This window comes from Plantactinospora sp. GCM10030261, from assembly GCF_042666615.1.
Taxonomy (GTDB): Bacteria; Actinomycetota; Actinomycetes; order Mycobacteriales; family Micromonosporaceae; genus KBS50.
This window is the reverse complement of sequence record NZ_JBHTDD010000002.1, coordinates 138,836-161,204: the sequence shown is the minus strand read 5'-3', so window position 1 is coordinate 161,204 and position 22,369 is coordinate 138,836. Positions and strand designations below refer to the sequence as shown.

Annotated in this window: 21 protein-coding genes; 9 read left to right on the top strand and 12 right to left on the bottom strand. The window is 73.2% G+C overall.

Annotation, left to right across the window (positions count from 1 at the left end; genetic code table 11):
* The first annotated feature begins 43 nt into the window (after positions 1–43).
* The 5 genes from ACFQUZ_RS04230 to ACFQUZ_RS04210 all read left to right on the top strand — a co-directional run bounded on the left by ACFQUZ_RS04230 (position 44) and on the right by ACFQUZ_RS04210 (position 5,249).
* The gene (locus ACFQUZ_RS04230) at positions 44–685 is read left to right on the top strand and encodes a hypothetical protein (protein ID WP_377437763.1); all 642 of its coding nucleotides are present in this window, start codon (positions 44–46) and stop codon (positions 683–685) included.
* A 128-nt stretch (positions 686–813) separates the two neighbouring features.
* Positions 814–1,917, top strand: a complete 1,104-nt coding sequence (locus ACFQUZ_RS04225) for a Pecanex-like protein 1 (protein ID WP_377437760.1) — start codon at positions 814–816, stop codon at positions 1,915–1,917.
* Between the two features lie 234 nt (positions 1,918–2,151).
* A complete protein-coding gene (locus ACFQUZ_RS04220; protein ID WP_377437756.1) occupies positions 2,152–3,072 on the top strand; it encodes a DNA-3-methyladenine glycosylase family protein in 921 nt (306 codons plus the stop codon).
* Between the two features lie 102 nt (positions 3,073–3,174).
* Positions 3,175–4,776, top strand: coding sequence for an alpha/beta hydrolase (locus ACFQUZ_RS04215; protein ID WP_377438134.1), 1,602 nt, complete (start codon positions 3,175–3,177; stop codon positions 4,774–4,776).
* 29 nt (positions 4,777–4,805) lie between these two features.
* Positions 4,806–5,249 carry a GNAT family N-acetyltransferase gene (locus tag ACFQUZ_RS04210; RefSeq protein ID WP_377437753.1) on the top strand — a complete coding sequence of 148 codons (444 nt, stop codon included), beginning with the start codon at positions 4,806–4,808 and terminating at the stop codon, positions 5,247–5,249.
* A gap of 57 nt (positions 5,250–5,306) precedes the next feature.
* On the opposite strand, the gene ACFQUZ_RS04205 is transcribed toward ACFQUZ_RS04210, so the two are convergent.
* The 6 genes from ACFQUZ_RS04205 to ACFQUZ_RS04180 form a co-directional block, all read right to left on the bottom strand.
* Positions 5,307–6,026, bottom strand: coding sequence for an ABC transporter ATP-binding protein (locus tag ACFQUZ_RS04205; protein WP_377437750.1), 720 nt, complete (start codon positions 6,024–6,026; stop codon positions 5,307–5,309).
* On the bottom strand, positions 6,019–6,993 hold the full coding sequence (locus ACFQUZ_RS04200; RefSeq protein ID WP_377437747.1) for an ABC transporter ATP-binding protein: 975 nt from the start codon (positions 6,991–6,993) through the stop codon (positions 6,019–6,021). Before ACFQUZ_RS04200 ends, ACFQUZ_RS04205 begins: the two co-directional genes overlap by 8 nt.
* Position 6,994: 1 nt before the next feature.
* The gene (locus tag ACFQUZ_RS04195) at positions 6,995–9,655 is read right to left on the bottom strand and encodes a hypothetical protein (protein ID WP_377437744.1); all 2,661 of its coding nucleotides are present in this window, start codon (positions 9,653–9,655) and stop codon (positions 6,995–6,997) included.
* Between the two features lie 114 nt (positions 9,656–9,769).
* Positions 9,770–13,048: an FtsX-like permease family protein gene (locus tag ACFQUZ_RS04190; protein WP_377438132.1), complete on the bottom strand. Its 3,279-nt coding sequence runs from the start codon at positions 13,046–13,048 to the stop codon at positions 9,770–9,772.
* 705 nt (positions 13,049–13,753) lie between these two features.
* The gene (gene ligD, locus ACFQUZ_RS04185) at positions 13,754–14,785 is read right to left on the bottom strand and encodes a non-homologous end-joining DNA ligase (protein WP_377437742.1); all 1,032 of its coding nucleotides are present in this window, start codon (positions 14,783–14,785) and stop codon (positions 13,754–13,756) included.
* A 10-nt stretch (positions 14,786–14,795) separates the two neighbouring features.
* On the bottom strand, positions 14,796–15,395 hold the full coding sequence (locus tag ACFQUZ_RS04180; RefSeq protein WP_377437740.1) for a hypothetical protein: 600 nt from the start codon (positions 15,393–15,395) through the stop codon (positions 14,796–14,798).
* A gap of 58 nt (positions 15,396–15,453) precedes the next feature.
* Between ACFQUZ_RS04180 and msrB the strand changes: the two genes are divergently transcribed.
* Positions 15,454–15,879 carry a peptide-methionine (R)-S-oxide reductase MsrB gene (msrB, locus tag ACFQUZ_RS04175; protein ID WP_377437738.1) on the top strand — a complete coding sequence of 142 codons (426 nt, stop codon included), beginning with the start codon at positions 15,454–15,456 and terminating at the stop codon, positions 15,877–15,879.
* Positions 15,880–15,965: 86 nt separating this feature from the next.
* Positions 15,966–16,328 carry a hypothetical protein gene (locus ACFQUZ_RS04170; protein ID WP_377437736.1) on the top strand — a complete coding sequence of 121 codons (363 nt, stop codon included), beginning with the start codon at positions 15,966–15,968 and terminating at the stop codon, positions 16,326–16,328.
* A gap of 9 nt (positions 16,329–16,337) precedes the next feature.
* Here the strand turns inward: ACFQUZ_RS04170 and ACFQUZ_RS04165 are convergent, their stop codons facing one another.
* Complete coding sequence (locus ACFQUZ_RS04165) at positions 16,338–16,616, bottom strand: isoamylase early set domain-containing protein (protein WP_377437734.1); 279 nt, start codon at positions 16,614–16,616, stop codon at positions 16,338–16,340.
* Positions 16,617–16,790: 174 nt separating this feature from the next.
* Here ACFQUZ_RS04165 and ACFQUZ_RS04160 point away from each other — a divergent pair, with 174 nt between their 5' ends.
* Positions 16,791–17,051: a Prokaryotic metallothionein gene (locus ACFQUZ_RS04160; protein WP_377438129.1), complete on the top strand. Its 261-nt coding sequence runs from the start codon at positions 16,791–16,793 to the stop codon at positions 17,049–17,051.
* 150 nt (positions 17,052–17,201) lie between these two features.
* Positions 17,202–17,657: a GNAT family N-acetyltransferase gene (locus ACFQUZ_RS04155; protein WP_377437732.1), complete on the top strand. Its 456-nt coding sequence runs from the start codon at positions 17,202–17,204 to the stop codon at positions 17,655–17,657.
* On the opposite strand, the gene ACFQUZ_RS04150 is transcribed toward ACFQUZ_RS04155, so the two are convergent.
* The 5 genes from ACFQUZ_RS04150 to hemE form a co-directional block, all read right to left on the bottom strand.
* The gene (locus ACFQUZ_RS04150) at positions 17,642–17,917 is read right to left on the bottom strand and encodes a DUF2087 domain-containing protein (protein ID WP_377437730.1); all 276 of its coding nucleotides are present in this window, start codon (positions 17,915–17,917) and stop codon (positions 17,642–17,644) included. The genes ACFQUZ_RS04155 and ACFQUZ_RS04150 overlap by 16 nt on opposite strands.
* A 67-nt stretch (positions 17,918–17,984) precedes the next feature.
* Positions 17,985–18,860, bottom strand: a complete 876-nt coding sequence (locus ACFQUZ_RS04145) for a helix-turn-helix domain-containing protein (protein WP_377437727.1) — start codon at positions 18,858–18,860, stop codon at positions 17,985–17,987.
* A gap of 135 nt (positions 18,861–18,995) precedes the next feature.
* Entirely contained in the window at positions 18,996–19,700 is a 705-nt protein-coding gene (gene hemQ / locus ACFQUZ_RS04140; RefSeq protein ID WP_377437724.1) for a hydrogen peroxide-dependent heme synthase, read from the bottom strand.
* Positions 19,697–21,121, bottom strand: a complete 1,425-nt coding sequence (gene hemG / locus ACFQUZ_RS04135; protein ID WP_377437722.1) for a protoporphyrinogen oxidase — start codon at positions 21,119–21,121, stop codon at positions 19,697–19,699. Before hemG ends, hemQ begins: the two co-directional genes overlap by 4 nt.
* 1 nt (position 21,122) lies before the next feature.
* Entirely contained in the window at positions 21,123–22,199 is a 1,077-nt protein-coding gene (hemE, locus tag ACFQUZ_RS04130) for a uroporphyrinogen decarboxylase (protein WP_377437720.1), read from the bottom strand.
* Positions 22,200–22,369: the final 170 nt, after the last annotated feature.

The following is a 22,369-nucleotide window of genomic DNA, read 5'->3' as shown; positions in this document are numbered from 1 at the left end:
GGGGCCCGTACTCCGTGGCGACCAGTCAGGAAAAGGAGGGCACGTGGCACAGATCAAGCGAACCGTCATCGTCGCTGGGGCGATGGCGATGGCCGCCCTGACGGCCTGCGCGCCCACGGGATACACCGGGAACCAGGCAGCCGATACCGAGCCGGTGGCCGCGGCTGCCGCGGAGCCAAGCGCCTCGCCCTCCCCCTCGGCGGACGCCGAGGCATCCCAGAAGGCACCACAGAACGTCGTGCTCACCGGGAAGTTGGTCGGCAAGAAGGTCGCCCGGATGGGCAAGGTGGTGACCGACGAGAAGGGCTGGATCCTCTACCGGTTCGACAAGGACTCGGCGAACCCGCCGACCTCGAACTGTGTTGACGACTGTGCCCGGGTATGGCCTCCGGCGCTCACCGACGGCACTCCGCAACTGCAGGGCGTCGTCGACGACAAGGTCGGATCGGTTGACCGTCCCGACGGAACCCGCCAGCTGACCATCGGTGGTTGGCCTGTCTATCGCTACATCGGCGACAAGAAGCCGGGCCAGTGGAGGGGTCAGGGCGTCGGCGGCACCTGGTTCGTCGTGGCACCGGACGGCACGAAGAACCTGACCTGCCTCCCGACCAGCCCACCCAAGCCGGTCGCGCCGCCGCCGGCGGATGACTCGGACGCCGGATCCTCCGGCGGCTCCAGCTACTGACAGCGCGCCGCCCCAGACGCGGCGGCCGGCCACAGCCGGGGAGGGCGTGGCCGGTCGTCGCCGCCACGGGCGACGAAATCCCATACCAGTCCGCAAAAACCCAATCGACAGATGGAAGGGACCTTCCGGTGAAGAACACCACCCGTCGGTACGCCCGGCGGCGTCCCGAGCGCCACGACCAGGACCCCCGCAAGCGGCGGCTGATCGCCGTGCTGGCGACTCTCGGCGTGTTCGGCGCGCTGGTGGCCGTGACCCAGGTCTCCCTCGCCGAGACCGGGCAGCAGTCCCAGGGAGCGCCGTGCCCGCCCGCCAGCGCGAGCGCCAGCCCGGACGAGGATGCCTCGGCCAGCCCCGATGGTGACGCCTCGACCCAGCCGGGAGCCGGGGGCGGTGCCACCGTGGACCCTGCCACGGGCAACGCCGGCGAGCAGAACGCCGCCGGGAACCGGTCCGCCGAGTCGCCCGCGGCCGAGAACCAGGCCGCCGAGTCGCCGGCCGCCGAACCCCCCGCGGCCGATCCGGCCGAGTCGGCGGAGGCCCCCAACCCGGTACCGACCAACGGCATGAACCCCTCGGGTGCGCCGTACGAGGAGGACGGGGCGACCCAGATCCCGGGCGACGGCCAGCAGCCGGACCCCGCGCAGTCGGAGAACTGTGACCCCAGCACCGGTAACGGCAACGACAACGGTCTGGACGTACTGGCGGACGACTGCGAGGAGAGCCGGCTCGATCCGCACGACGGGTTCCAGAATGGCGACCGGTGCGTGAGCACCGAATTCGGCGAGGTCGGCAGCGCGGCGAACAACCCGACTCTGCTGATCTCGCAGGCGCCGCTCCAGGTGCGTCGCAACCAGCCGTTCACTCTCCGGGTGAGCAGCCGAAACCTGGTCCGGGACCGGTTCCTCGGTGCCGCCGCGGGTGGCTACTACAAGGAAAGCTCGCTGCTCAACGACGCGGGCCTGGTCCGTGGGCACTTCCACACGGCCTGTCGGATGCTGGAGAGCAACCGCACGGCGCCGGTTCCTGACCCGGCTCCGGCGTTCTTCGTCGCGACCGAGGACGGCGGCGGCGGCGCGGAGCCTGACGCGGTCCGGGTGACCATCCCCGGTCTTCCGCAGCGCGGCACGGCACAGTGCGCGGTGTGGGCCGGTGACGGCTCGCACCGGATCCCGATGATGCAGCGGGCCAACCAGATCCCGGCGTTCGACGTCGTCCGGATCCGGGTCCGCTGATCGACCCCCGGGGCAGGATGGCGCGCCGCAACCCCACGGCCGATCTGGCAGCGGCGCCTGGTCCCCCAAACCCGCACCAGGTGATTCCGGCTCGCGGCAGCCGGCGACGAAGGAGGGGCTAAAGCACCGGTCGGAACACCTGACCTGCTCCGGGTCTGGCGGCACCGGGACGCGCACGGGCGTCCCGGTGCCGCCGCCGTTTGCGCACCCCCCTCGCCGTGGCAGAGTGTGCCGGTGGACATGACGGAGCCGGCCGGGACGCGGACGCTTCACCCGCCTCCCGGCTACCGGTTCTCCGGGACGGTACGGACCCTGGCCATGGGCGCACACGACCCGTGCGCCCGGTTCGCCGGCGGAGCGTTCTGGTGGGCCACCCGTACCCCGGCCGGTCCGGCCACCCTCGCGCTACGGCCGGCTGCGGGTGATCTACATGCCTCCGGGTACGGTCCGGGCGCGGACTGGGTGCTTGACCGCGCCGACGCGGTCGCGGGGCTGCGCGACGACACCACCGGCTTCCCCGCGCTGGCCGGGCGGCACCCGGTGGTGGCCCGGCTGGCCCACGAGTTCGACGGGCTCCGGCTGCCGGCCACCGGCCAGATCTTCCCGCGCCTGCTGCGCGCGGTCCTGGAGCAGAAGGTGACCGGAAAGGAGGCGTTCCGGGCGTACGCGGCGACGGTCCGCCGGTTCGGTTCGCCGGCGCCGGGTCCCCTCACCTCTCTGTGGGCGCCGCCGCCCCCGGACGTGGTGGCCGCCACGCCGTACTGGGTGTTCCACCCGTTCGGAGTCGAACAGCGTCGGGCCGACACGCTGCGCCGGGCCGCCGCCGTCGCCGACCGGTTGGAGCGTTGTGCCGACCCGGCCGACGCCACCCGGCGATTGACCTCCATCGCCGGCATCGGCCCGTGGACCGCCGCCGAGGTGGTGCGGATCGCGTTCGGCGACGCGGACGCGGTGAGCGTCGGGGACTACCACATCCCGAACACGGTGGCCTGGGCGCTGGCCGGTGAGCCACGCGGCGACGACGCGCGGATGCTCACGCTGCTGGAAGCGTTCCGCGGCCATCGCGGCCGGGTCTGCGGGCTGCTGGCCGCCGCCGGGATGCACCCGCCCCGGTACGGTCCGCGGATGCCGATCCGTTCGTTCGCCCGGTTCTGACGCTGCGCGCGACCGGCCCGCCCCATGACGCCATGCCGGGTACGTCCGCTGGGCGTGCCGCGACGGCGTAGCCTGACCTCAGTGATCACCGAGAGGATGACCGTGGCCCGCACCGTCCGCAGTCGTGTCGCCGCCGTGGCCGTCGCCGCCGCCGTGCTGCTGACCACCGGCTGCACTCTGCCGCCGTTCGCGCCCAACGCCGATCGGGAAGCCACGCCCGGGGGTCGGCAGCCGGCGGGGGCCGCGGCCTGGCGACCCTGTCCGGAGGTCCCCCGCGAGCTGGTCGGCCGGGCGGCGCCGAACATGGCGTACGACTGCACGACCGTCGCCGTCCCGCGGGACTGGGCGGTGGCGGGTGGCCCGGGCGCGGCCGGCAGCCCCGGTCCCACGGTCGGCGCCAGCGGTGCGGACACGTTCGAGATCGCACTGATCCGAGCCCGGTCGAGCAAGCAGACCGACCGGATCGGCTCCCTGCTGGTCAATCCCGGTGGCCCGGGTGGCTCGGGCGTGGACACCGCCGTCTACCTGTCCTTCGGTCCGGCGTTCGGCGGGTTGCCGGACGAGGTGACCCGGCGGTTCGACATCGTGGGCTTCGACCCGCGCGGGGTAAAGCGGTCCAGCCCGGTCAAGTGCATCTCGAACGCCGACCTGGACGCCTCCTTCGGGTACGACCCGGACCCGGACACGGCCGCGGAGTTCGACGGCCTGGTACGCCTCAACGAGCGGATCGGCAAGGCGTGCGGCGACAAGTACGGCGACCAGTTGCGGCTGTTCTCCACCGAGCAGGCGGCCCGGGACATCGACGCGATCCGCAGCGCGGTCGGCGACGAGAAGCTCACCTATCTCGGCTACTCGTACGGCACGTTGCTCGGTGCGACGTACGCCCAACTCTTCCCGCGCAACGTGCGGGCCATGGTGTTGGACGGCGCGGTGGATCCGAAGCAGGACGCGGTGGCCGGTTCGGAGGGTCAGGCGAAGGGGTTCGAGACGGCGTTCCGCAACTTCACCGAGTGGTGCGCCGCCACGCCGGGCAAGTGCCCGATCGCGCCGGACGCGCGTGCCGCGGTGACCGACGCACTCGCGAAAGGCCGCACCTCGCCGGCCCGGGGCGCCGACGGCCGGGAGGCGACCGCCGGTTGGATCTTCTTCGCGGTGGTGTCCTCGCTCTACACCGAGACCGGCTGGCAGGAGCTGGCCAAAGCGATCAAGGAGCTTGAGGGTGGCGACCCGGCGGGCGTTTTCGAGCTGGCCGACCGGTACGCCGACCGGGACTCGAACGGCGAATACTCCAACCAGTTCGACGCCAGCATGACGGTCAACTGCGCCGATCAGGAGCAGCGGCCGGACCGGGAGCAGGCCCGGACACTTCAGGAGCAGTGGCGCCAGAAGTATCCGCTGTTCGGCCCGCCGCTGGCCACCGGCCTGCTCAGCTGCGCGAGCTGGCCGGCACCGGCCGACCCGTACCCGACGGGCAGGGCCGACGGTTCCGCCCCGATCCTGGTGGTGGGGACCACCGGCGACCCGGCCACCCCGTACGAGCAGACGCAGAAGCTGGCCGACATGCTCGGCGTGGGGCGGGTGCTCACCTGGGAGGGCGAGGGGCACACGGCGTACCCGCAGACGAGTTGTGTCAGCGCTGCGGTGAACGCCTACCTGGTGGATCTCACGCTGCCGCCGGCCGGGAAGCGCTGCCCGCCGGCGTGACGCGGCAACCCACATAGTACGATCGTACTGTGATCTTGAGAGAGGCGGTCCAGGCGGACCTACCCGCCATCGTCACCCTGCTGACCGATGACGTGCTGGGCCGGTCCCGGGACCACACCACGGTCGACGAGGCCTACGAACGGGCCTTCGCCGACATCGACGCCGACCCACGCAACCTGCTGATCGTCGGTGAGGACGGCGGCGAGGTGGTGGCCTGCATGCAGATCACCTACATCCCGGGACTGGGCCGGCACGGCGCCGAACGCTCGCTCATCGAGGCGGTCCGGGTCCGCTCCGACCGGCGGGGCGACGGCCTGGGCGAGCGGATGATGCGCTGGGCCATCGACCGTGCCCGCGAACGCGGCTGCGCCCTGGTGCAGCTCACCACCGACAAGTCACGCACCGACGCCCACCGGTTCTATCTGCGACTCGGCTTCGTCGCCAGCCACGAGGGCATGAAGCTGGCCCTGTGACCACCGCCCGCGCGGTCCCGGTGGCCGCGCCGGAGGCGGAGGCCGGCCCCGCCGCCGTTACCCTTCGACGAGATGGCCGTCGCGCAGCACCAGGGTCCGGTCGGCGAGGTCGATGAGGGCCGGGTCGTGGGTGGCGACCAACGCCGTCATGCCCCGGGCGTGCACCACGGCCCGCAACAGGTCCATGATGGACCTGCCGGTCTCCGAGTCGAGCTGACCGGTCGGCTCGTCGGCGATCAGCAGACGTGGATCGTTGGCCAGGGCCCGGGCCACCGCCACCCGCTGCTGCTGCCCGCCGGACAGCTCGTTCGACCGCTGGTTGGCCTGCCCGCCGAGCCCGACCAACTCCAGCAGCACCGCCACCCGCCGTTCCCGTTCGGCCGCCGGCGTCCGGGACAGCCGCAGCGGAACGCCGACGTTCTCCGCCGCCGACAGGATCGGGATCAACCCGAAGGTCTGGAAGACGAAACCGACCGTGTCCCGACGCAGGGCCAGCAGTTCGCCCTCCCCCGCCGTCGCGACGTCCACGCCGGCCACGAACGCGCGTCCGGAGGTGGGCCGGTCCAACCCTCCGATCATGTTGAGCAGCGTCGTCTTGCCGGCCCCTGAACGGCCCCGGACGGCCACCAGCTCACCCCGCCCCGCGGTGAACGAGACGCCCCGCACGGCGTGCACCGCCCGCTCGCCGCGGCCGAACACCCGGCCGATCCCCTCCACCGCGACCAGCGGTTCCGCCGCCCCCGGGGGCGTCACCCGGACTACCGGCTGACTACTCATCGCGGGCCTCCTGTCCGGGCCGGACCTCGACATGGTCCGGTTCGAGGTTCAGTTTCACCCGGTCGCGCAGCGACAGGGCCGCCACGAAGGCGGGTGGGAGCTGCATGCGACCGGTCCGGTCCAGCACCGCGTACTCCTCGGTGACCGTGTGGGTGGTGCCGTCCGACGCGGTCCGCGCGCTCCGGCGCACCTCGGCCGCCGTCCGGCCGTCCCGGATCGCGACCGTGCGCCTGACCTGATCCGAGACCGCCTGGTCGTGGGTGACGACCACGACGGTGACGCCCAGTTCGGCGTTGATGGTCCGCAGCGCGCCGAACACCTCCGCGGCCGTCGACTCGTCCAGTTCACCGGTGGGCTCGTCGGCGAACAGCACCTCGGGATCGTTGGCCACCGCGACCGCCACCGCGATCCGCTGCTGCTCGCCGCCGCTGAGCTGGCCCGGCCGGCGGTCGGCGCAGTGGCCCACGCCCACCAGTTCGAGCAGTTCCCGAGCCCGCTCCCGCCCGGCCCGCCCCGCTCGGCGCCGGGCCAACCGGATCGGCAGTTCCACGTTCTCCCGCGCACTGAGGTACGGCAACAGATTCCGCCCGGTCTGCTGCCAGACGAATCCGACCACCCGTCTGCGGTACCGCAGCCGGGCGCGCGAGGTGAGGTTGAGCAGATCCTGGCCGGCCACCCGGGCGACGCCCGCGGTCGGCGTGTCGAGGCCGGAGAGGATGTTCAGCAGGGTGGACTTGCCGGATCCGGAGGCACCGACGATCGCCAGCAGCTCCCCCCGGTCCACCGCGAGGTCCAGCCCCTGCAGCGCCACCACCTCGACGCCCTCGGTCTTGAAGATCCGTACCAGACCGTCGCAGACGATGTGCCCGCGTAGCCGGTCGGCGCCGCCGGCCCGGAACGCCGCGCGTTCGGCCGCCCGCCGCTGCAGGACGGCCAGGTCCGGTACGGCGCGATGGGTCGCCGTCATATCAGTCCCCCTCTCCGAGCCGGAGCACGTCGCCCAGGCGAAGCCTGCGGTTCATCACTGCCTCGACCGCGATGGCGGTGGCCAGCGCCAATCCGCCGAGGACGACGACACCGGCGGCCAGGCCGATGTCGAAGCCCACCCGGACCGGCACGCCCGCTGTGAACACCGACAGGTCCAGCGCGGGCGTCAGCAACGGTGGCAACAGGATCCCGGCCAGGGCGCCGGTGAACGTCGCGGCCCCAACCAACGGCGTCAGCTCCACCACCACCAGACCCCGCCACTGTGCCCGGGACAGCCCCATGGTGCGCAGCCGGGCCAGCACGAGACCACGGTCACGGGCACCGGCCAGCACGACGAACGCGATGGCGAGCAGGCCCAACGCGGCGCCGCCGGTGATCCCCGCGACGAAGCCGAACCGCAGCGTGCCGTTGGCGCCGCCCGATTCGAGCGCCTGCCGCGCCTCGCTCCGGGTGGTCACCACCGACGGGCGGGACGGCTCCGCCTTCCCGGTCACCAGGCCGGTGGAGAGAAAGCGCCGCTGCCCCTCGTCGCCGACCCTCCGCAGCTCGGCACGATCCGGCGGCGCGCCGGCGACCAGGAACCCCGTGGGGGTCAACGCCGCGGCCACCTCCGCGGTCAGCGCCTGGCGGGGCAGGACCACGAACCGGTCGTAATGATCGCCGATCCCCGGAAACCGGTCACGCACCGTGGCCACCCGGAACGGTAGGCGCTCGCCGGAGCTGAGGACCGTCCCCTCCCCGGAGAGGTCGGCCGCGACGCTCGGGGAGACCACCGCGGGCGCCGGGCCGGGACCCGGATCCCCGGTAAGCGACACCGGCACGTCGACCGCCGCGCCCGATTCGGCGACCGTCCTCGCGAACGCGTCCCCATCCACCACCAGGAGGTAGATGGCTTCCGCCCGGTCGCCGGCCGCACCGTGCAGATCCTGCGCTGTCCGCGCGGCCACCGGGGTCACCGCTCGAACCCCGGGCAGGGCGGCCAACGCGTCGGCGGTGTCCGGCGCGAAGAAGACGCCGGTCACCAGCGCGTCCGCCGGCACGGCCAGCGCGGCGGCCCGGTCCCGGCCGGCGTCGACACCGGCGGTGACCACGCCGCAGAACACCGCGGTGGTCACCCCCAGCGCCACCACGACCAGCGACCCGGTCACCGTGGCCCGACCGGCCCGGGCCAACCCGAGAAACGGCACCGTGCCACGGCCACCCGCCGAAAGCCGGCCAGCCGCCCGCAGTGGCCACGGGTAGCCGCGCGCGACCAGCAGGGCGGCGCCCACGGCCACCAGCACCGGCACCGCGGCCAGCAGCGGATCAACCTCTCCGGCCGCCGGCAGACCTCGGCCGCGGAGCAGGACCACCCCGAGGACGGCCAGTAGCACGACGAACGCCTCGGCGGTGAGTCGCCGGGTCGACACGGACAACGGGCCCGGGCGACCGCGATCCACCGGCGCCACCATGGCCGCGACCGGCAGGGCGGCTACCGTGAACGCGGCGGCGATCAGCAGTAACCACACCGTTCCGCCAGCCCGCCCGGGCACCGCGAGCCCGGCCGACCAACCGATCAACGCCGCCGGCGGCACCACCAGCAGCGCCTCGGCGAGCCCGCGACCGGCCACCGTCCGGGTCGAGCCGCCGCGGGCACGCAGCAGGGTGACCTCGTCGCGACGGCGCCGGCCGGCCAGCGCGGCGGCGAGGATCACCAGTCCACCGAGGCAGGCCAGGACGCCCGCGATGACCACCGCGAGCACCCCGCGCGCCGTGGCGTAGGTCCGCTGGAACTCCAGCAACGGTGCGTCGAGCCCCAGCACCAGCCGGAGGTCCCGCTCGGGTTGCCGCTGCAGGGCACGGAGTCCGTCGATCATTTCGGGGACGTTCCCGGCCTCGAACCGCTCGGGCGCCACGCGGTACCGCCACAGGTACTTCATGGAGCCGCCGGTCTCCACCGCGGCGATGCCGGCGGTGCTGGTCAGCGCCACCGCGGTATTGGACCCCTGGGCCGCGTCCGGCGGCGGCGGGATCACCCGCAACGCCCGCGGCTCGACATCCCAGACGCCGCCGGCCGGGTCGACCGGCTCGAAGACGCCCACGACGGCCACCATCCGCCCGGCTCGCGTGTATCCACCGGGCGGCGTCCGCAGCAGGCTGCCGACCCGCAGTCCCAGCTCGTCGGCGACACTCCGGGGCACCACCACCTCCACGGGAGCGTCGGGTGCGGTCGGCCCGGCCGGCCAGCGACCGGCCACCATGGACACCGCCTCCCGTCCCCCGGTGGTGCTGCGGAGAATCAACTCCAGTGGGGGACCGGGCCGAAGGTCGGGACCGGTGGCGCGCACCGGCATCGTCTCCGCCGAGTGCCAGGACTCGTCGACCACGTCACGCACCGCCGGGGGCATGGCGCGGTGCCGCACGCCGAGCTGCTGTTCCCGGCTGGGCCGGTCCAGCGTGATCTCGAACGGATCGAACTCCTCCCGGTAGGTGATGTCCCGGACCGCCGGTTGCTGCCGAGCCACCGACTCCCGCAGGCCGTCGTCAGCCAGCCGGTTGGCCATCCGGGGCATGCCTGTGATCAGGAAGGCGGCCACCAGGACCAAGGCCGCCACCAGGGCGAATAGTCCCGGGTACGCCCGCACCCGCCGTACGGCGCTCACCGGTCCCCCTTCGTTCGCGACTGCGGGGCTCGCAAACCCGGCTCACTCCTCGCGCTCACCGGTCCCCCTTCGTTCGCGACTGCGGGGCTCGCAAACCCGGCTCACTCCTCGCGCTCACCGGTCACCGCCCACTCGGAGCTGGGCCGCCGCGACCCGCCGACCGATCGGACCGGCGATCAGCACGCCGAGCAGCAACGCCACGGCGAGCAGCCCCCCGGCGGCGGCACCCGCCGGCCCCCAGGGCAACTCGAAGGCCGGCTCGATCACCGGCCGGTCGCCGGTCGGGGTGAGGATCACCAGCGGTGCCATGGTCGCGGCCACGCCGACGCCGACCAGCAGACCGACGACCACGCCAGCACCGGCCAGGAACGCCTGTTCGGCAAGCAGCGCGCGGGCCAGCAGGCGGGGGGTGGCGCCCAGGATGTGCAGGACGGCCAGTTCACCGGTCCGCCGGCGGGCCGTCGCCCACACATCCACCACCAGTCCGACAATCGCCAACAACACCGCGCCTCCCGCGGCGGCGAGCAGCCCCATGCGGGCACCCTGCCAGTACGGGTCCCGGTTCGCGGCCCCGGTGGCTGCCACCCGGTCGTACACGACCGCCCCCGGCAGCCCGGCCGCCGCCTCGGCGGCCTCCGCGTGCCGGACGGGATCGGTCGCCAGCCACCACTGGTCGGGCGCCCGCGTCGACCCGGTTCCGCGCAGCTGCCAGGTCACCACCGACGGCAGGTCAAGCAGCATCGCGGCCGGATTCTGGTCCACCGAGGGTACGGCGGCGGTAACGCCGACGATGACGACCGGCACCGTGAACCCGGAGAGCTGGACCTCCACGATGTCCCCGACCCGGCCGCTGAGGCTGTCCAGCACCCGCGGCGTGACGAGCGCCGGCACCGGTGTCGCCGGTGCCTCCCGGAGCGCGGTGAACCGGACGTACTGCTTGGTGTAGTAGGACCCGGGGAAGCCGGTCACCTCCCGATCGGTGCTCAGCCCGTCCGGCGAGGGCGCCAGTGGGCCGGACGGCTTGCCCCCCTCGTACCGCAGCCAGTTTCCCGATTCGAGCCGGACCGGCCGACCGGTACCGTCCGCCCCGATGGCACGCAGCCCGGTGAGTCGCCATCCGTAGCGCATCTGCTCGCCTGCGTACTCGGCCTCCAGGGAGTCCGAACGCCCCGACCGGCGGGCGTCGACCAGCCCAGCGTCCACGTCGAACCCGATCAACCGCAACTCCCGGCCACCGCTGTCGGGCAGGTCGGCATTGAACGACTTCGATCTGCCGTCGATCCCGCTCCTGGCGAGCGGCAGCCGGTGCACCGTACCGCCGGCGTCCGCCACCAGGGCGGTGGTGGTGACCGGCTGGCGCTGTGCCGATCGCGTCACGGGCGTCCGGAGGGTGCCGGACAGCCGCCGCGCGTCGGCCGGCAGCGGCACCCCCGGCACGGCGGGTCGGGCCTCCACCAGTTTCCGGAAGGTCCCGTCGGGAGTGCCGTCCACCAGTCGCTCGTCCAACCGCACCACGCCCGGTGCCGCCGCCGCGTCGAGCGCCAGCACCGACACGTCCAGGTTCTCCCGGCCCAGCCGGAAGTTGTCCTGCCACGCGGGAACCGCGGCGCGGACCCCGGGCAGCCCGGCCGGGTCGGTGGCGTCGACGGTCGAACCGGGCGCGCTCACCAACCGCAGGTCGGCGCCCACCCGATGGCTGGCCTGATCGGCAAGGGAGCGCTGCCAGCTGGCCAGCAGCGACCAGGACAGGGTGCTGGCGCCGACCGCCAGCGCGAGCAGCAGCACCGGACCGGCGTGCGGCCGCCGGCCGGCATGCCAGGTCCCGAGCACGGTGGCGGTCCACGGGCGCCGGTCCACGACGCGCTCGGCGAGCCGGGTGGCCGGCGGCAGCACTCGCAACGCGATCACCGCGCCGGCCAGCACGCCCAGCGTGGGTGCCGCCGCGAGCAGCGGATCGATACCGGCTCCCGCGCCGCTGCCGACGAGCGGCGACCCGTACTCCCGTAGCTGCCACCAGGCGAGCACGGCCGCCCCCACCAAGGCGAGATCCACACCGGCGCGCTGGGCCGCCGCCCACCGCGCGGGCCGGGACCGGGCGGCCAGGTCCGCCGCGTACGTGCCGCCGGACCGCAGGGCCGGTTCGAGCAGCACCAGCAGGCACCCCACGGTGGTCCCGGCGGCGATGAACCAGGTGTACGGCGTGAGCGCCGGATCGAGTGGTAGCGCGGAGCCGACGGAACTGGCGTCCAGGGCGCGCAGTGCCACGCCCACCAGTGGTGGCGCCAGCAGCAACCCGGGCAGCACCACGAGCGCCGCCTCTCGGGCGGTCAGTCCGGCGAGCTGTCGCCGGGCCGCTCCCCGGGCACGCAGCAGGGCGGTCTGGCCACGCCGGTCCTCGTGCAGCAGCGCGGCGATCAGGACGAGCGCGTATCCGCCCAGCACCACGACCAGCAGGACGGGAGTGAGCAGCGCCGACCGGCCGACCAGGCCGGTCCGACCGAGCCGGTCGGCGAGCCGGTCAAGCCCGGTGTCCACCCGGCCGGAGCTGCCCAGACCGGTCTGCTCCGGCAACCGCCCCACCAGTCCGGCCACCGCCCGGGGAAGTGCGGTGAGCTGGGTGCGACCGACCTCGCCGAGATCCGGGACGGCCAACCAGTTCGCCGTCACCGTCTCAGCGGCGAAGGTGGCGTCGAAGTCGTCGGCGGCCAGGACGAGCGGGCCGAGCAAGGTCTCGGCCGACCCGCCACCGCCACCGCCACCGCCGGGCGCCAGCCGCCAGTAGGCGTCGGTCGCGTTCCGGGGACGCCAGATGCCCGCCACCACGACCTGGCTGTCCCGCTGGGCGGCCCGGTCGCGTAACGGAATCCGGTCGCCGATGGTCACCCCGAGCAGGTCGGCCGTCCGGCCGGGCAGCGCCACCTCCAGTGCGGCTCCGCCGGTCCACTGACCATCACGGTCCGCTGGCCTGGACCGCGGCCAGGCGCCGGCCGTCAGGTCGGCGTGCTCGGGCAGCTCGTCGAGGGTCGCCACGGCGATGAAGACCGGTTCGTTGTCGGTCGGAGCGCCCTTGAGATCGCCGAGGAGTTGCCGGCCCGTGCCGTACCGCGCGGCGGTCACGCTGGACGGGATGCCGGCGAGGCCGTCGGACACGCCGGCCCGCACGGCGGCGTCCCGGGCCGCGAAGTCGGAGCCACCGAGACCCACCGATCCGCTCACCAGAATGCTGCGTTCCGCCGCCGGCGCCGCCGCGGTGACGCCCCGCTGACCAGCCGTCGTGACCTGCCGGTTGTAGTCGGCGAGCCCGGTGACCAGCGCGGTGGAGACCAACGCGGCGACGGCGGCGGCGAGCAGCAGACCGCGCGCCTCCCGCGCCCGGCGCAGGACCAGTCTCATGCTCACCTCTCCGCACCCGTTCCGCTCTCCCCACCGTCACCGGGCGACACCGAATCCCGCCCGCGGCAGCCGGACGAGTAAACCCCCACTCTCCCCCGGCCGGTTGCCACGGTTACATGATCGTTATCGGTCTCCGGCAGCCTCGGAACCCCGGACCGGAACATCAGAGCTGGTGACGATTGGTCTTCGAACCCCGGCGTCGGCTAGTGCGGTGGCCAGGATCGTTCACCGGGTTTGTCAGTAGGTGGGCAGGTCGGCGCTGGCTGCGGAACGTCATAGCGGCCGGTGGCCTCCTGCTGTAGACCGTGTGTGATGTCTCGTGGGGGTGACGGTGGTGGTCTCGGCATCCTTTGCGCTGCTGTAGCCCACGCAACACCGGAGACAACCTGGCGGATAGCTAACTGTCGATGTGTGGTGGCTGGCCGGCGAGGTTACCGTGGGTTGCTGTTGCGTGGGCTACAGCAGCGCAAAGGCCGCAGTCGGGTCGCCTAACGAAACCTGTCCTCGGTGGCTGTGGGTGTCTCCGTCCGCCAGGCCCGGTACACACCGGAACCCGCAAACGTTCATGGACACCGCACTAGCGGTCTCCCGCCCGGAGCCATACATACGCAACCGGCTGCCTGACGTTCCATTCCTGATGCCCGTCCACGCCCGACGGCAGGGTGATGATCCCGGCTCGCCGCACCGGTCCGACGGAAACGGATCTCACTTCTTCCGGTCGCGGTCGCGGGAGGGCTGCACCCGCTTGGGCTCGCCCGGCATCTTCGGATGGTCCGGCGGATAGGGCAGGTCGCCCTGGCCGTCCCGCTCGTCCCGGTCGGCCCAATCCAGCAGCGGGGTGATGTCCCAGGGTGTCTCGTCTATGCCGGCGTGCGGGTCAGCCTGCTTGCCGATCCGCCCGGGAACGGTGCGCAGGTCGAAGTCGTTCGGCTCGACCTGGGTCAACTCCTCCCAGGTGACCGGGGTCGACACCGTGGCTCGGGCGTTGGCACGCAACGAGTAGGCGCAGGCGATGGTCCGGTCCCGGGCCATCTGGTTGTAGTCGACGAAGACCCGCTCGCCCCGTTCCTCCTTCCACCAGGCCGTGGTGACGATGTCCGGACGGCGCCGGCCCAGCTCCCGGGCCAACGCGATCACCGCCCGGCGGACCTCGGTGAACGTCCAACGTGGCTGGATCCGCAGATAGACGTGCACGCCGCGACCGCCGGAGGTCTTCGGCCAGCCGGTGACACCCAGCTCGTCGAGCAGGCCGCGCAGCTCCCCGGCGGCCTCGACCGCGTCGGCGAAGTCGGTGCCGGGCTGCGGGTCGAGGTCCACCCGCAGCTCGTCGGGGTGATCCACGTCAGAGCGTCGCACCGGCCAGGGATGGAACACCACGGTGCCCATCTGGGCAGCCCAGGCGACGTGGGCCAGGTCCGCCGGGCACAACTCGTCGGCGGTCCGGCCGCTGGGAAAGGCGATCTCCGCGGTGCCGATCCACGGCGGCACGCCACGGGTGGGAACCCGCTTCTGGAAGAACATCTCCCCCTCGATGCCCTCGGGGAAGCGTTGCAGCGTGGTGGGCCGGTCGCGCAGGGCACGCAGGATGCCGTCGCCGACCGCCAGGTAGTAGTCGAAGATGTCCTTCTTCGTGTAGCCCTTGGCGGGGAACATCACCCGGTCCGGACTGCTGAGCCGTACGGTGTGCCCCGCCACCTCGACCTCGACGGGCTTCGCCTTCGCGGTGCTGCCGACCATGACGCCGACCCTATGCCACGCTGGGCCCCGTCGGGGCCCGCCCGGGAATGCTCCAGCTGCGGTGCGTCTCCCACAGGTGCTGGATGAGGAAGAGCTTGCGCTCGAAGCGCGGGTCGTGCGCGAGCAGCTCACCGTCGTACGGCGCGCGGAGCCGTCGTACGACGCCGTCCGCGCCGTAGACCACCACCACGGTACGTCGTCGGCGGCGCTCGGCCCGGATGTCCGTCACCCGGTCCCACGGCACGAACCCGCCGCGTCGCCCGCCTCCGGTGCGCATGCCGGACACGTCGAGCCGGGCGGTCGCCCAGCGCCGATGGGCCACCGCCATGAACAGGCCCAGGCCGGGCGGAGCGCCAGCGAGCAGGACGGTCGGGCCGAACCGGTGTGGCACCGACCGACCAGTCGCCGGCCGACCGACGTCTCGCCCCGCCGGCTCGTCGGGAACCAGCAGCAGCGCCATCCCGGCAATGGAAAGGCCGGCGGCGAGGAGCAGAGCCCCGGCGGCCAGCCCTCGGGCGAACGCCTGTCGCCAGGTCGGTTGGAAGCGGGCCAGCACCGCCGCCTGGTGTCGACCCCGATAGTCCCCACCCGACCGGGTGGCCGCCCGCATACCTCGTCAACGACCGCGTAGCCCGTTGGTAATCATTCTTCCGCCGTACGCTGGATGGGTGGCTGTTGAGAAGAACGAGCTGCCCCAGACCGACGACGAGTGGCGGGTCCGGCTTTCCCCGGAGGAGTTCCGGGTGCTCCGGCAGGCCGGCACGGAGCGCCCGTGGACCGGCGAGTACGTCGACACGAAGACGGCCGGGGTTTACCACTGCCGGGCATGCGGTGCCGAGCTGTTCACAAGTGACACGAAGTTCGACTCGCACTGTGGCTGGCCGAGCTTCGACCGGGCGGTCCCGGGGGCGATCCGCTACCTGGAGGACCGGTCGCTCGGGACGGTCCGGATCGAGGTGCGGTGCGCCAACTGTGACTCACATCTCGGGCACCGCTTCGACGGCGAGGGATTCACCCCCGCCAACGCCAGGTACTGCATCAACTCCGTCGCCATGCGGCTGGAATCGGAGGGCGCGCCTGATCCGCCCGATTGACCGCCGGTCGTCCCTGGAGTACCAATTCATCGGCCCGCCCGTATCCGGGCGGGCGGACGTCGCCGGATCGGGGACCATAAATGCGAATGAACGTGCGACGGCTAGCCGCCATCGACATGTACGGCGGCGCCGGCTCCCGGGTGCGGCGGCGGGTGATCCTGATCGAGTTCGTCGCCGGGGCGATCGGCCTGCCGCTGATCGCCCTCTGGTCGGCGAGCGACAGCCAGTCGGCCGGCCGGTTGGTCTTCGCCGCCTGGCTGCTCGGCGTGGGCGTGAACTACGTGCCGCTGGCGTTGCACGCGATGTCGTTGTCCCGGCCGGGCGCGCTCGAGGCGGAACTGGCGGACGTGGACGTGTTCGGCGAACTGCGTCGCTACACGGCGGCCCAGTTGTGGGTGCTGGTTCCGTTGTTGCTGGTCGGGCTGGCGGTCCGGCAGCGCGGTCGATGACGCCCCGGGTCAGAGCAGCAGCCGACCACCATCGTGGTCGATGACGTCGGCCTGTTCGTCGTCGAGCCAGATCCCACCGTCGGCCAGATAGCGGAACCGGTGCTCCCCCGGCCCCAGCCTGACCGTGACCGTCCGGCTGCCGTCGCGGCGGCGGACGAACTCGTGCCGGCCCGGTTCCCAGTCGTTGAAGCTGCCCACCACGCTTACCGGGCCGTCCGGCGCGCTGCCGCGGGGCAGGCAGAAGGTGACCCGAGTCTGGTTGCCGAAAAGTCTGCTGCGCTTGATCATGGCGGTCCTCCTGCGGTGTGACAGGCCCGAGCCGAGCTTGGCCCGCCGCCGGGGCGCCGGAAACCCGACACACCGGCTCGGACCACAATTTTCGCCGGTTATCTCCGTTTCGGTTGCCCGCGGGGCCGGGCCAGCGCACGCTGAGGACACATGTCCGTCTTCGGGGGGTTCGCTATGGCAACGTGCGAGGTGTGCGGCAACGACTATTGGATGGCGTTCGAGGTCCGTACGGTGAGCGGCGACGTGCACACGTTCGACTCGTTCGAATGCGCCGTCCACAAACTGGCACCGGTCTGTGAGCATTGCCAGGTGAAGATCATCGGACACGGGGTCGAGGTCAGTGGCCGGTTCTTCTGCTGCGCCCACTGCGCCCGGTCGGTGGAGACGGCCAAGGGCGCCGAGATCCGGGACGCTGTCGGCGCGCGGCCCCGCTGACACCCGCGAGGTCCGCCGACGGACCGGCCGCCTGACGCCTGCGCGGGCCATTCGGACGAACGGTCGCCTGCCGCCCTGCGCGGCCCAACCGGACGGACGGCCGGCTGATGCCCTGCGCGCCATCGAAGCGGACGGCCGTACCATCGCCGCGTGACGCCACCGACCGAACTCCGCGTCGACGGCTTCGCCGATCTCGACGCCCGCACCCTGTACGACCTGCTCCGGCTGCGGGTGGACGTGTTCGTCGTCGAGCAACGCAGCCCCTATCCGGACCTGGACGGCCGGGACGTCGAGCCGAGCACCCGGCATCTGTGGCTGTCCCGGGCCGGCGTCCCCGTGGCGTACCTGAGGATCGTCGCCGAAGCGGGCGGGACGGCACGGATCGGCCGGGTCGCGGTGGCCGCCGCCGCCCGTGGCGCCGGGCTGGCAGACCGACTGCTGACCGAGGCGCTGTCGCTGATCGGCGACCGGACCTGCGTCCTGTCCGCGCAGTCGCACCTGGTCGGCTTCTACGGCCGGTACGGATTCACCGTCGACGGCGCCGAGTATGACGAGGACGGCATCCCGCACGTACCGATGCGTCGCCCCGGTCACACCTCCACATAGCCGCCGATCCGCCAGTACTCGCCCGCCTCGCGGTCCATCAGCCGTTCGTCGACCAGATAGCGGCGCAAGGACACCCAATCCTCCGCGTAGAACGCCCTCAGAACGGCGTCCACCTCCCGCTCGGAGTAGCGCACCCCGGGCTCGAAGACCGAGACGATGTGCTCCAGCAGGATCCGGCGCTTCGCCGCCCGCGCCGGGAGGCGCACCACCCGGCCGTCGGCGAGGAACGTGCGCAGCACCTTGTCCCGGTCGATCTCCATCTCCGAACCGTACCGAGCCGCGCAACCGGGTATCGCCACCCGGCCGGCGCCCGGGGACGGGCGGCGGTCACCCGCGCACCCCGGCGAAGGAGGCGATGAACGGCCCGGACTCCCGCTCGGACAGCGCCAACGCCGCCATGCCCGCCCAGATCTCCTGGTAGCGGTTCACCTCGGCGCTCCGGTCCAGGTACAGCGCACCGGTCGGGCCCTCCTGCCTGACCACGCTCGGCCCACCGAGGCGGCGACCCGAACCCGCGAAATCCAGCAGGGTGAAGTTGCCGCAGGCGGATCCCGGATGTGGCCCGGCGGCCAGCGGCAGCACCCGGACGCGGACCGTGGGCAGCTCGTTGACCGCGACCAGGTAGCTCAGTTGCCCGACCATTGCCGGATGGTCCACGACCGGTCGACGCAACGCCGCCTCGCTGAGCAGGAACTCCAGCCGCGGCGCGGTGGGACCCCGGCGGTGCAGCACCCGCTGCCGCCATCGGTCCCGCGCCACCAGGCGGGAACGTTCTCGCCCGGTCTGGTCCGGTCGTTCGGCCCGCAGCACCTCGGCGGTGTAGGCCGGCGTCCGCAGCAACACCGGCACCAACTCAGCGTCGTAACAACGCAGCCGGGTCGCCTCCGCCTCCATCATCGGGTACGGATCGAGCCGGTCCGGCCCCACGTCCGGGTACGCCTGCCACCAACTCCGCCCCGGCGGCTGCCGGGCCAGTTCCGTCAGCGACGCGGTCAGCTCGGCCGGTGCCTGGTACAGCTCGCAGAGCCGGCGCACGTCCGCCGGCCGGACCGAACCGGCCCCGCGCTCGATCCGCCACAGCTTCTGGCGGGACCACCCCACCGCCTCGCTCACCATCCGGACGGACAGGTTCCCCTTGTCGCGCAGCCGCTGCAGGCAGTGGCCGAGCTGCCGTCGGGGCACCGTCGTGCTCGACTGGTCCATCACACTCCCCCCGCGAACATCCCGGGTCCCGGCCGGTCCGAAGACCGGCCGGAACGGGCCGTCACGGGGGACGTTAACGGCGGACGCGCCGCCAGGGAGGGGCCAGCGAAGGGGCCGACCGCGCCGACGGCAGCCCTACGGCAAGGCGGTGATCAGTTCGGCCAGCGACCGGCGCCGCCCGGTGTAGAACGGCACCTCCTCGCGGACGTGCCGGCGCGCCCGGGAGGCCCGCAGGTCCCGCATCAGGTCGACGATCCGGTGCAGCTCGTCGGCCTCGAAGGCGAGCATCCACTCGTAGTCGCCGAGGGCGAACGAGGAGACCGTGTTGGCCCGCACGTCGGGATAGCCGCGGGCCAACCGGCCGTGCTCGGCCAGCATGTCCCGCCGCTCGGCGTCCGGCAGCAGGTACCACTCGTAGGACCGGACGAACGGATAGACGCAGAGGTAGGCGCGCGCCTCCTCACCGGCCAGGAACGCCGGGATGTGGCTCTTGTTGAACTCCGCCGGCCGGTGCAGGGCGAGCTGTGACCAGACCGGCGCCAGGGTGCGGCCGAACTGGGTGCGGCGCAGCCGGCCGTACGCGTCCTGCAACGCGTCGCTGGTGGGCGCGTGCCACCAGACCATCAGGTCGGCGTCGGCGCGCAACCCGGACACGTCGTACGTCCCGCGCACCGTGACGTCCTTGCCGGCCAGCTCGTCGAAGAGCGACTCCACCTCGCCGACGATGCCGTCCCGCAGCGCCGGAAGCCCGGTGGCCGCCCGGAACACCGACCACATCGTGTACCGGATGGTGTCGTTCAGCTCCCGCAACCGGGCCGCGTTCGTCTGTTCGGTGGTCATCCGGATCCCTCCCGGGACATCGACTCTTCCAGGGCCTTCACGATCTCCTCGGCGCCCGTCTCGCCGGAGCGCACACACACCGGGATGCCGACTCCGTCGTACCCCGCCCCGACCAGCGCGAGGGTGGGATGCGCGGCCCGCAGCGCGGTGCGGACGGCGGCCACCTCGGTGAGATGCCCCGGCGGATACTGCGGCAACGAGCCACCCCACCGGTGCACGGCGGTCTCCACCGGCGCCGGCAACGCCCGGCCCGCCAGCTCGGCCAGCTCCCGCCGGGCCACCGCCACCAGCTCGTCGTCGGAGTGCTGCAACCGGTGCTCCTCGCCGTACCGGCCGAGCGAGACGCGGACCAGCGCGACGCCGTCCGGCCGGCGCGGATGACCCCACTTCGTGGTGACGAATGTGGCCGCCTTGACCAGGGTGCCGCGCCCGGCCGGCACCAGGAAGCCGGAGAGCGCCGGCAGGTCGGGTGCCGGCAACGCCAGGGTGACCAGGGCGACGCTGGCGTAGTCGAGCCGGCCGACCCGCGCGGCGAGGGCCGGCTCCACCCCGGCGAGCAGCCGCCCCGCCGGTCGGGCCGGCAGCGCCAGCACGACCGCGTCCGCCGCCACCAGTTCGGCGTCCCGGGTGGGCCCGACGGTCAGCCGCCAACCGGTGGCGGTCCGGACCAGTTCGCGTACCGCCGTATCCGGCCGGATCCGCGCCCCGCTGGCCGCCGCGGCCGCCGCCACCAGCCGGCTCAACCCGCCCTCGACGGTGCCGAAGACCGGCGCCCCGGGCCGCCGCGGCGACGCGGCGAGCGCCGACCGGACCGCGCCGGTCAGCGTGTGCGCGGTCCGGGCCGCGCGGGACAGGGCCGGCATCGTGGCGGCCAGCGAGAGGTCGTCGGCCCGGCCGGCGTACACGCCGCCCAGCATCGGGTCCACCAGCCGGTCGACCACTTCGTCACCCAGTCGTCGGCGGACCAGCGCACCCACCGCCACGTCCTCGTCCGGGCCGAGCAACGGCCGGCCCTCGTCCGGGTCGGCGTCCGCCGGCGGCCGCGCGATCGTCGCCACGGCCGCCAGGTCTCCGGGTACGCCGATCAGCGTGCCGCTGGGCAGCGGCCGCAGGTCCCCGTCGACGGCCAGCGCGGCGCGCGCGGTCGCCGGATGCGCGAGTGCGTCCCCGAGCCCGACCCGGCGGGCCAGCGACACGGCAGCGGAGTCACCGCCGGCCGGGTCTCGGACCAGGAACGCCTCGGCACCGAGTTCCACTGGCGATCCGGCCAGGGCGCCGGTGCGCAGCTTGCCGCCGAGCACGCCGGACTGCTCGTACACGGTGATCTCGGTGCCGGCCGGGGTCCGGTCGCGCAACCGGACGGCGGCGGCCAGCCCGGCGATGCCGCCGCCGACGACCGCGATCCGCTTCCCCGGGCGCATGTCAGCGCGCGGACGCGGCGTGCACCAGTTCGACCACCCGGGTCAACACGTCCGGGTCGGTCTCCGGCAGCACGCCATGCCCGAGGTTGAAGATGTGCCCGGGGGCGGCCCGCCCCTCGGCCAGGATCCGCCGCACCTCGGCCTCGATCACCGGCCACGGCGCGAACAGCAGGCAGGGGTCGAGGTTGCCCTGCACGGCCAGGTCGGGGCCGATCCGCCGGGTCGCCACGTCCAGCGGGGTACGCCAGTCCACGCCCACCACGTCGGCGCCCGCCTCGCCCATGGCACCGAGCAGTTCGGCGGTGCCGACCCCGAAGTGGATCCGCGGGATGCCCGCGTCGGCGAGGCCGGCCAGGACGGTACGCGAGTGCGGCAGGACGAACCGGCGGTAGTCGGCCTCGGAGAGGGCACCGGCCCACGAGTCGAACAGCTGCACGGCGGCCACCCCGGCGCGCGCCTGCACGGCGAGGAACTCGCCGGTGATCTCCGCGAGCCGGCCACAGAGCGCGTGCCAGAGGTCGGGCTCGCCGTACATCAGCGCCTTGGTGCGCACGTGGTTGCGGGACGGGCCGCCCTCCACCAGATAGCTGGCCAGGGTGAACGGCGCCCCCGCGAAGCCGATCAACGGCGTGTCGCCCAGCTCGGCGACGAGCATGCGGACCGCCTCGTCGACGAAGCCCACGTCATCCCGGGTGATCGGCCGCAGCCGGCCGACGTCCTCGGCGGTGCGGATCGGCTCGGCCACCACCGGTCCGGTGCCGGGCACGATGTCCAGGTCCACGCCGGCGGCCGCCACAGGCACCACGATGTCGCTGAAGAGGATGGCCGCGTCCACTCCGTGCCGGCGCACCGGCTGGAGGGTGATCTCGGTCACCAGTTCGGGTCGGCGGCAGGACTCCAGCATCGGCACGCCGGTCCGGATCTCCCGGTATTCCGGCAACGACCGGCCGGCCTGGCGCATGAACCACACCGGGGTGTGCGGCACCGGCTCACGGCGCGCCGCGCGAACCAACGGCGATCCAGCCACGCCGGTCGCGGGCATGCTGTCGCGGGCGGCGCCCGGAGTCGTCGGAGTCATCGGCGCAATCGTGCCACGCGCAGGGCGTCGACCGACCGCCGGTCCCCCGAAGGTCTGTTCACTCACCTCCGTCTCGCCACTCACGTCCGCCCGCCGGTCGACGTCCGGCTCTCGGCCCTGGATGACGCACGCTTCCGGCGCGGCGCTGACCCGACGGTGGCGGCCGGCGG

What these genes read in the sequence shown, in the direction of transcription:
- ACFQUZ_RS04205 (WP_377437750.1), bottom strand. Translation starts at nt 6,026, where the DNA reads ATGAGTAGTCAGCCGGTAGTCCGGGTGACGCCCCCGGGGGCGGCGGAA.
- ACFQUZ_RS04200 (WP_377437747.1), bottom strand. Translation starts at nt 6,993, where the DNA reads ATGACGGCGACCCATCGCGCCGTACCGGACCTGGCCGTCCTGCAGCGG.
- ACFQUZ_RS04190 (WP_377438132.1), bottom strand. Translation starts at nt 13,048, where the DNA reads ATGAGACTGGTCCTGCGCCGGGCGCGGGAGGCGCGCGGTCTGCTGCTC.
- ligD (WP_377437742.1), bottom strand. Translation starts at nt 14,785, where the DNA reads ATGGTCGGCAGCACCGCGAAGGCGAAGCCCGTCGAGGTCGAGGTGGCG.
- ACFQUZ_RS04180 (WP_377437740.1), bottom strand. Translation starts at nt 15,395, where the DNA reads ATGCGGGCGGCCACCCGGTCGGGTGGGGACTATCGGGGTCGACACCAG.
- ACFQUZ_RS04170 (WP_377437736.1), top strand. Translation starts at nt 15,966, where the DNA reads ATGAACGTGCGACGGCTAGCCGCCATCGACATGTACGGCGGCGCCGGC.
- ACFQUZ_RS04165 (WP_377437734.1), bottom strand. Translation starts at nt 16,616, where the DNA reads ATGATCAAGCGCAGCAGACTTTTCGGCAACCAGACTCGGGTCACCTTC.
- ACFQUZ_RS04160 (WP_377438129.1), top strand. Translation starts at nt 16,791, where the DNA reads ATGGCAACGTGCGAGGTGTGCGGCAACGACTATTGGATGGCGTTCGAG.
- ACFQUZ_RS04150 (WP_377437730.1), bottom strand. Translation starts at nt 17,917, where the DNA reads ATGGAGATCGACCGGGACAAGGTGCTGCGCACGTTCCTCGCCGACGGC.
- ACFQUZ_RS04145 (WP_377437727.1), bottom strand. Translation starts at nt 18,860, where the DNA reads ATGGACCAGTCGAGCACGACGGTGCCCCGACGGCAGCTCGGCCACTGC.
- hemQ (WP_377437724.1), bottom strand. Translation starts at nt 19,700, where the DNA reads ATGACCACCGAACAGACGAACGCGGCCCGGTTGCGGGAGCTGAACGAC.
- hemG (WP_377437722.1), bottom strand. Translation starts at nt 21,121, where the DNA reads ATGCGCCCGGGGAAGCGGATCGCGGTCGTCGGCGGCGGCATCGCCGGG.
- hemE (WP_377437720.1), bottom strand. Translation starts at nt 22,199, where the DNA reads ATGACTCCGACGACTCCGGGCGCCGCCCGCGACAGCATGCCCGCGACC.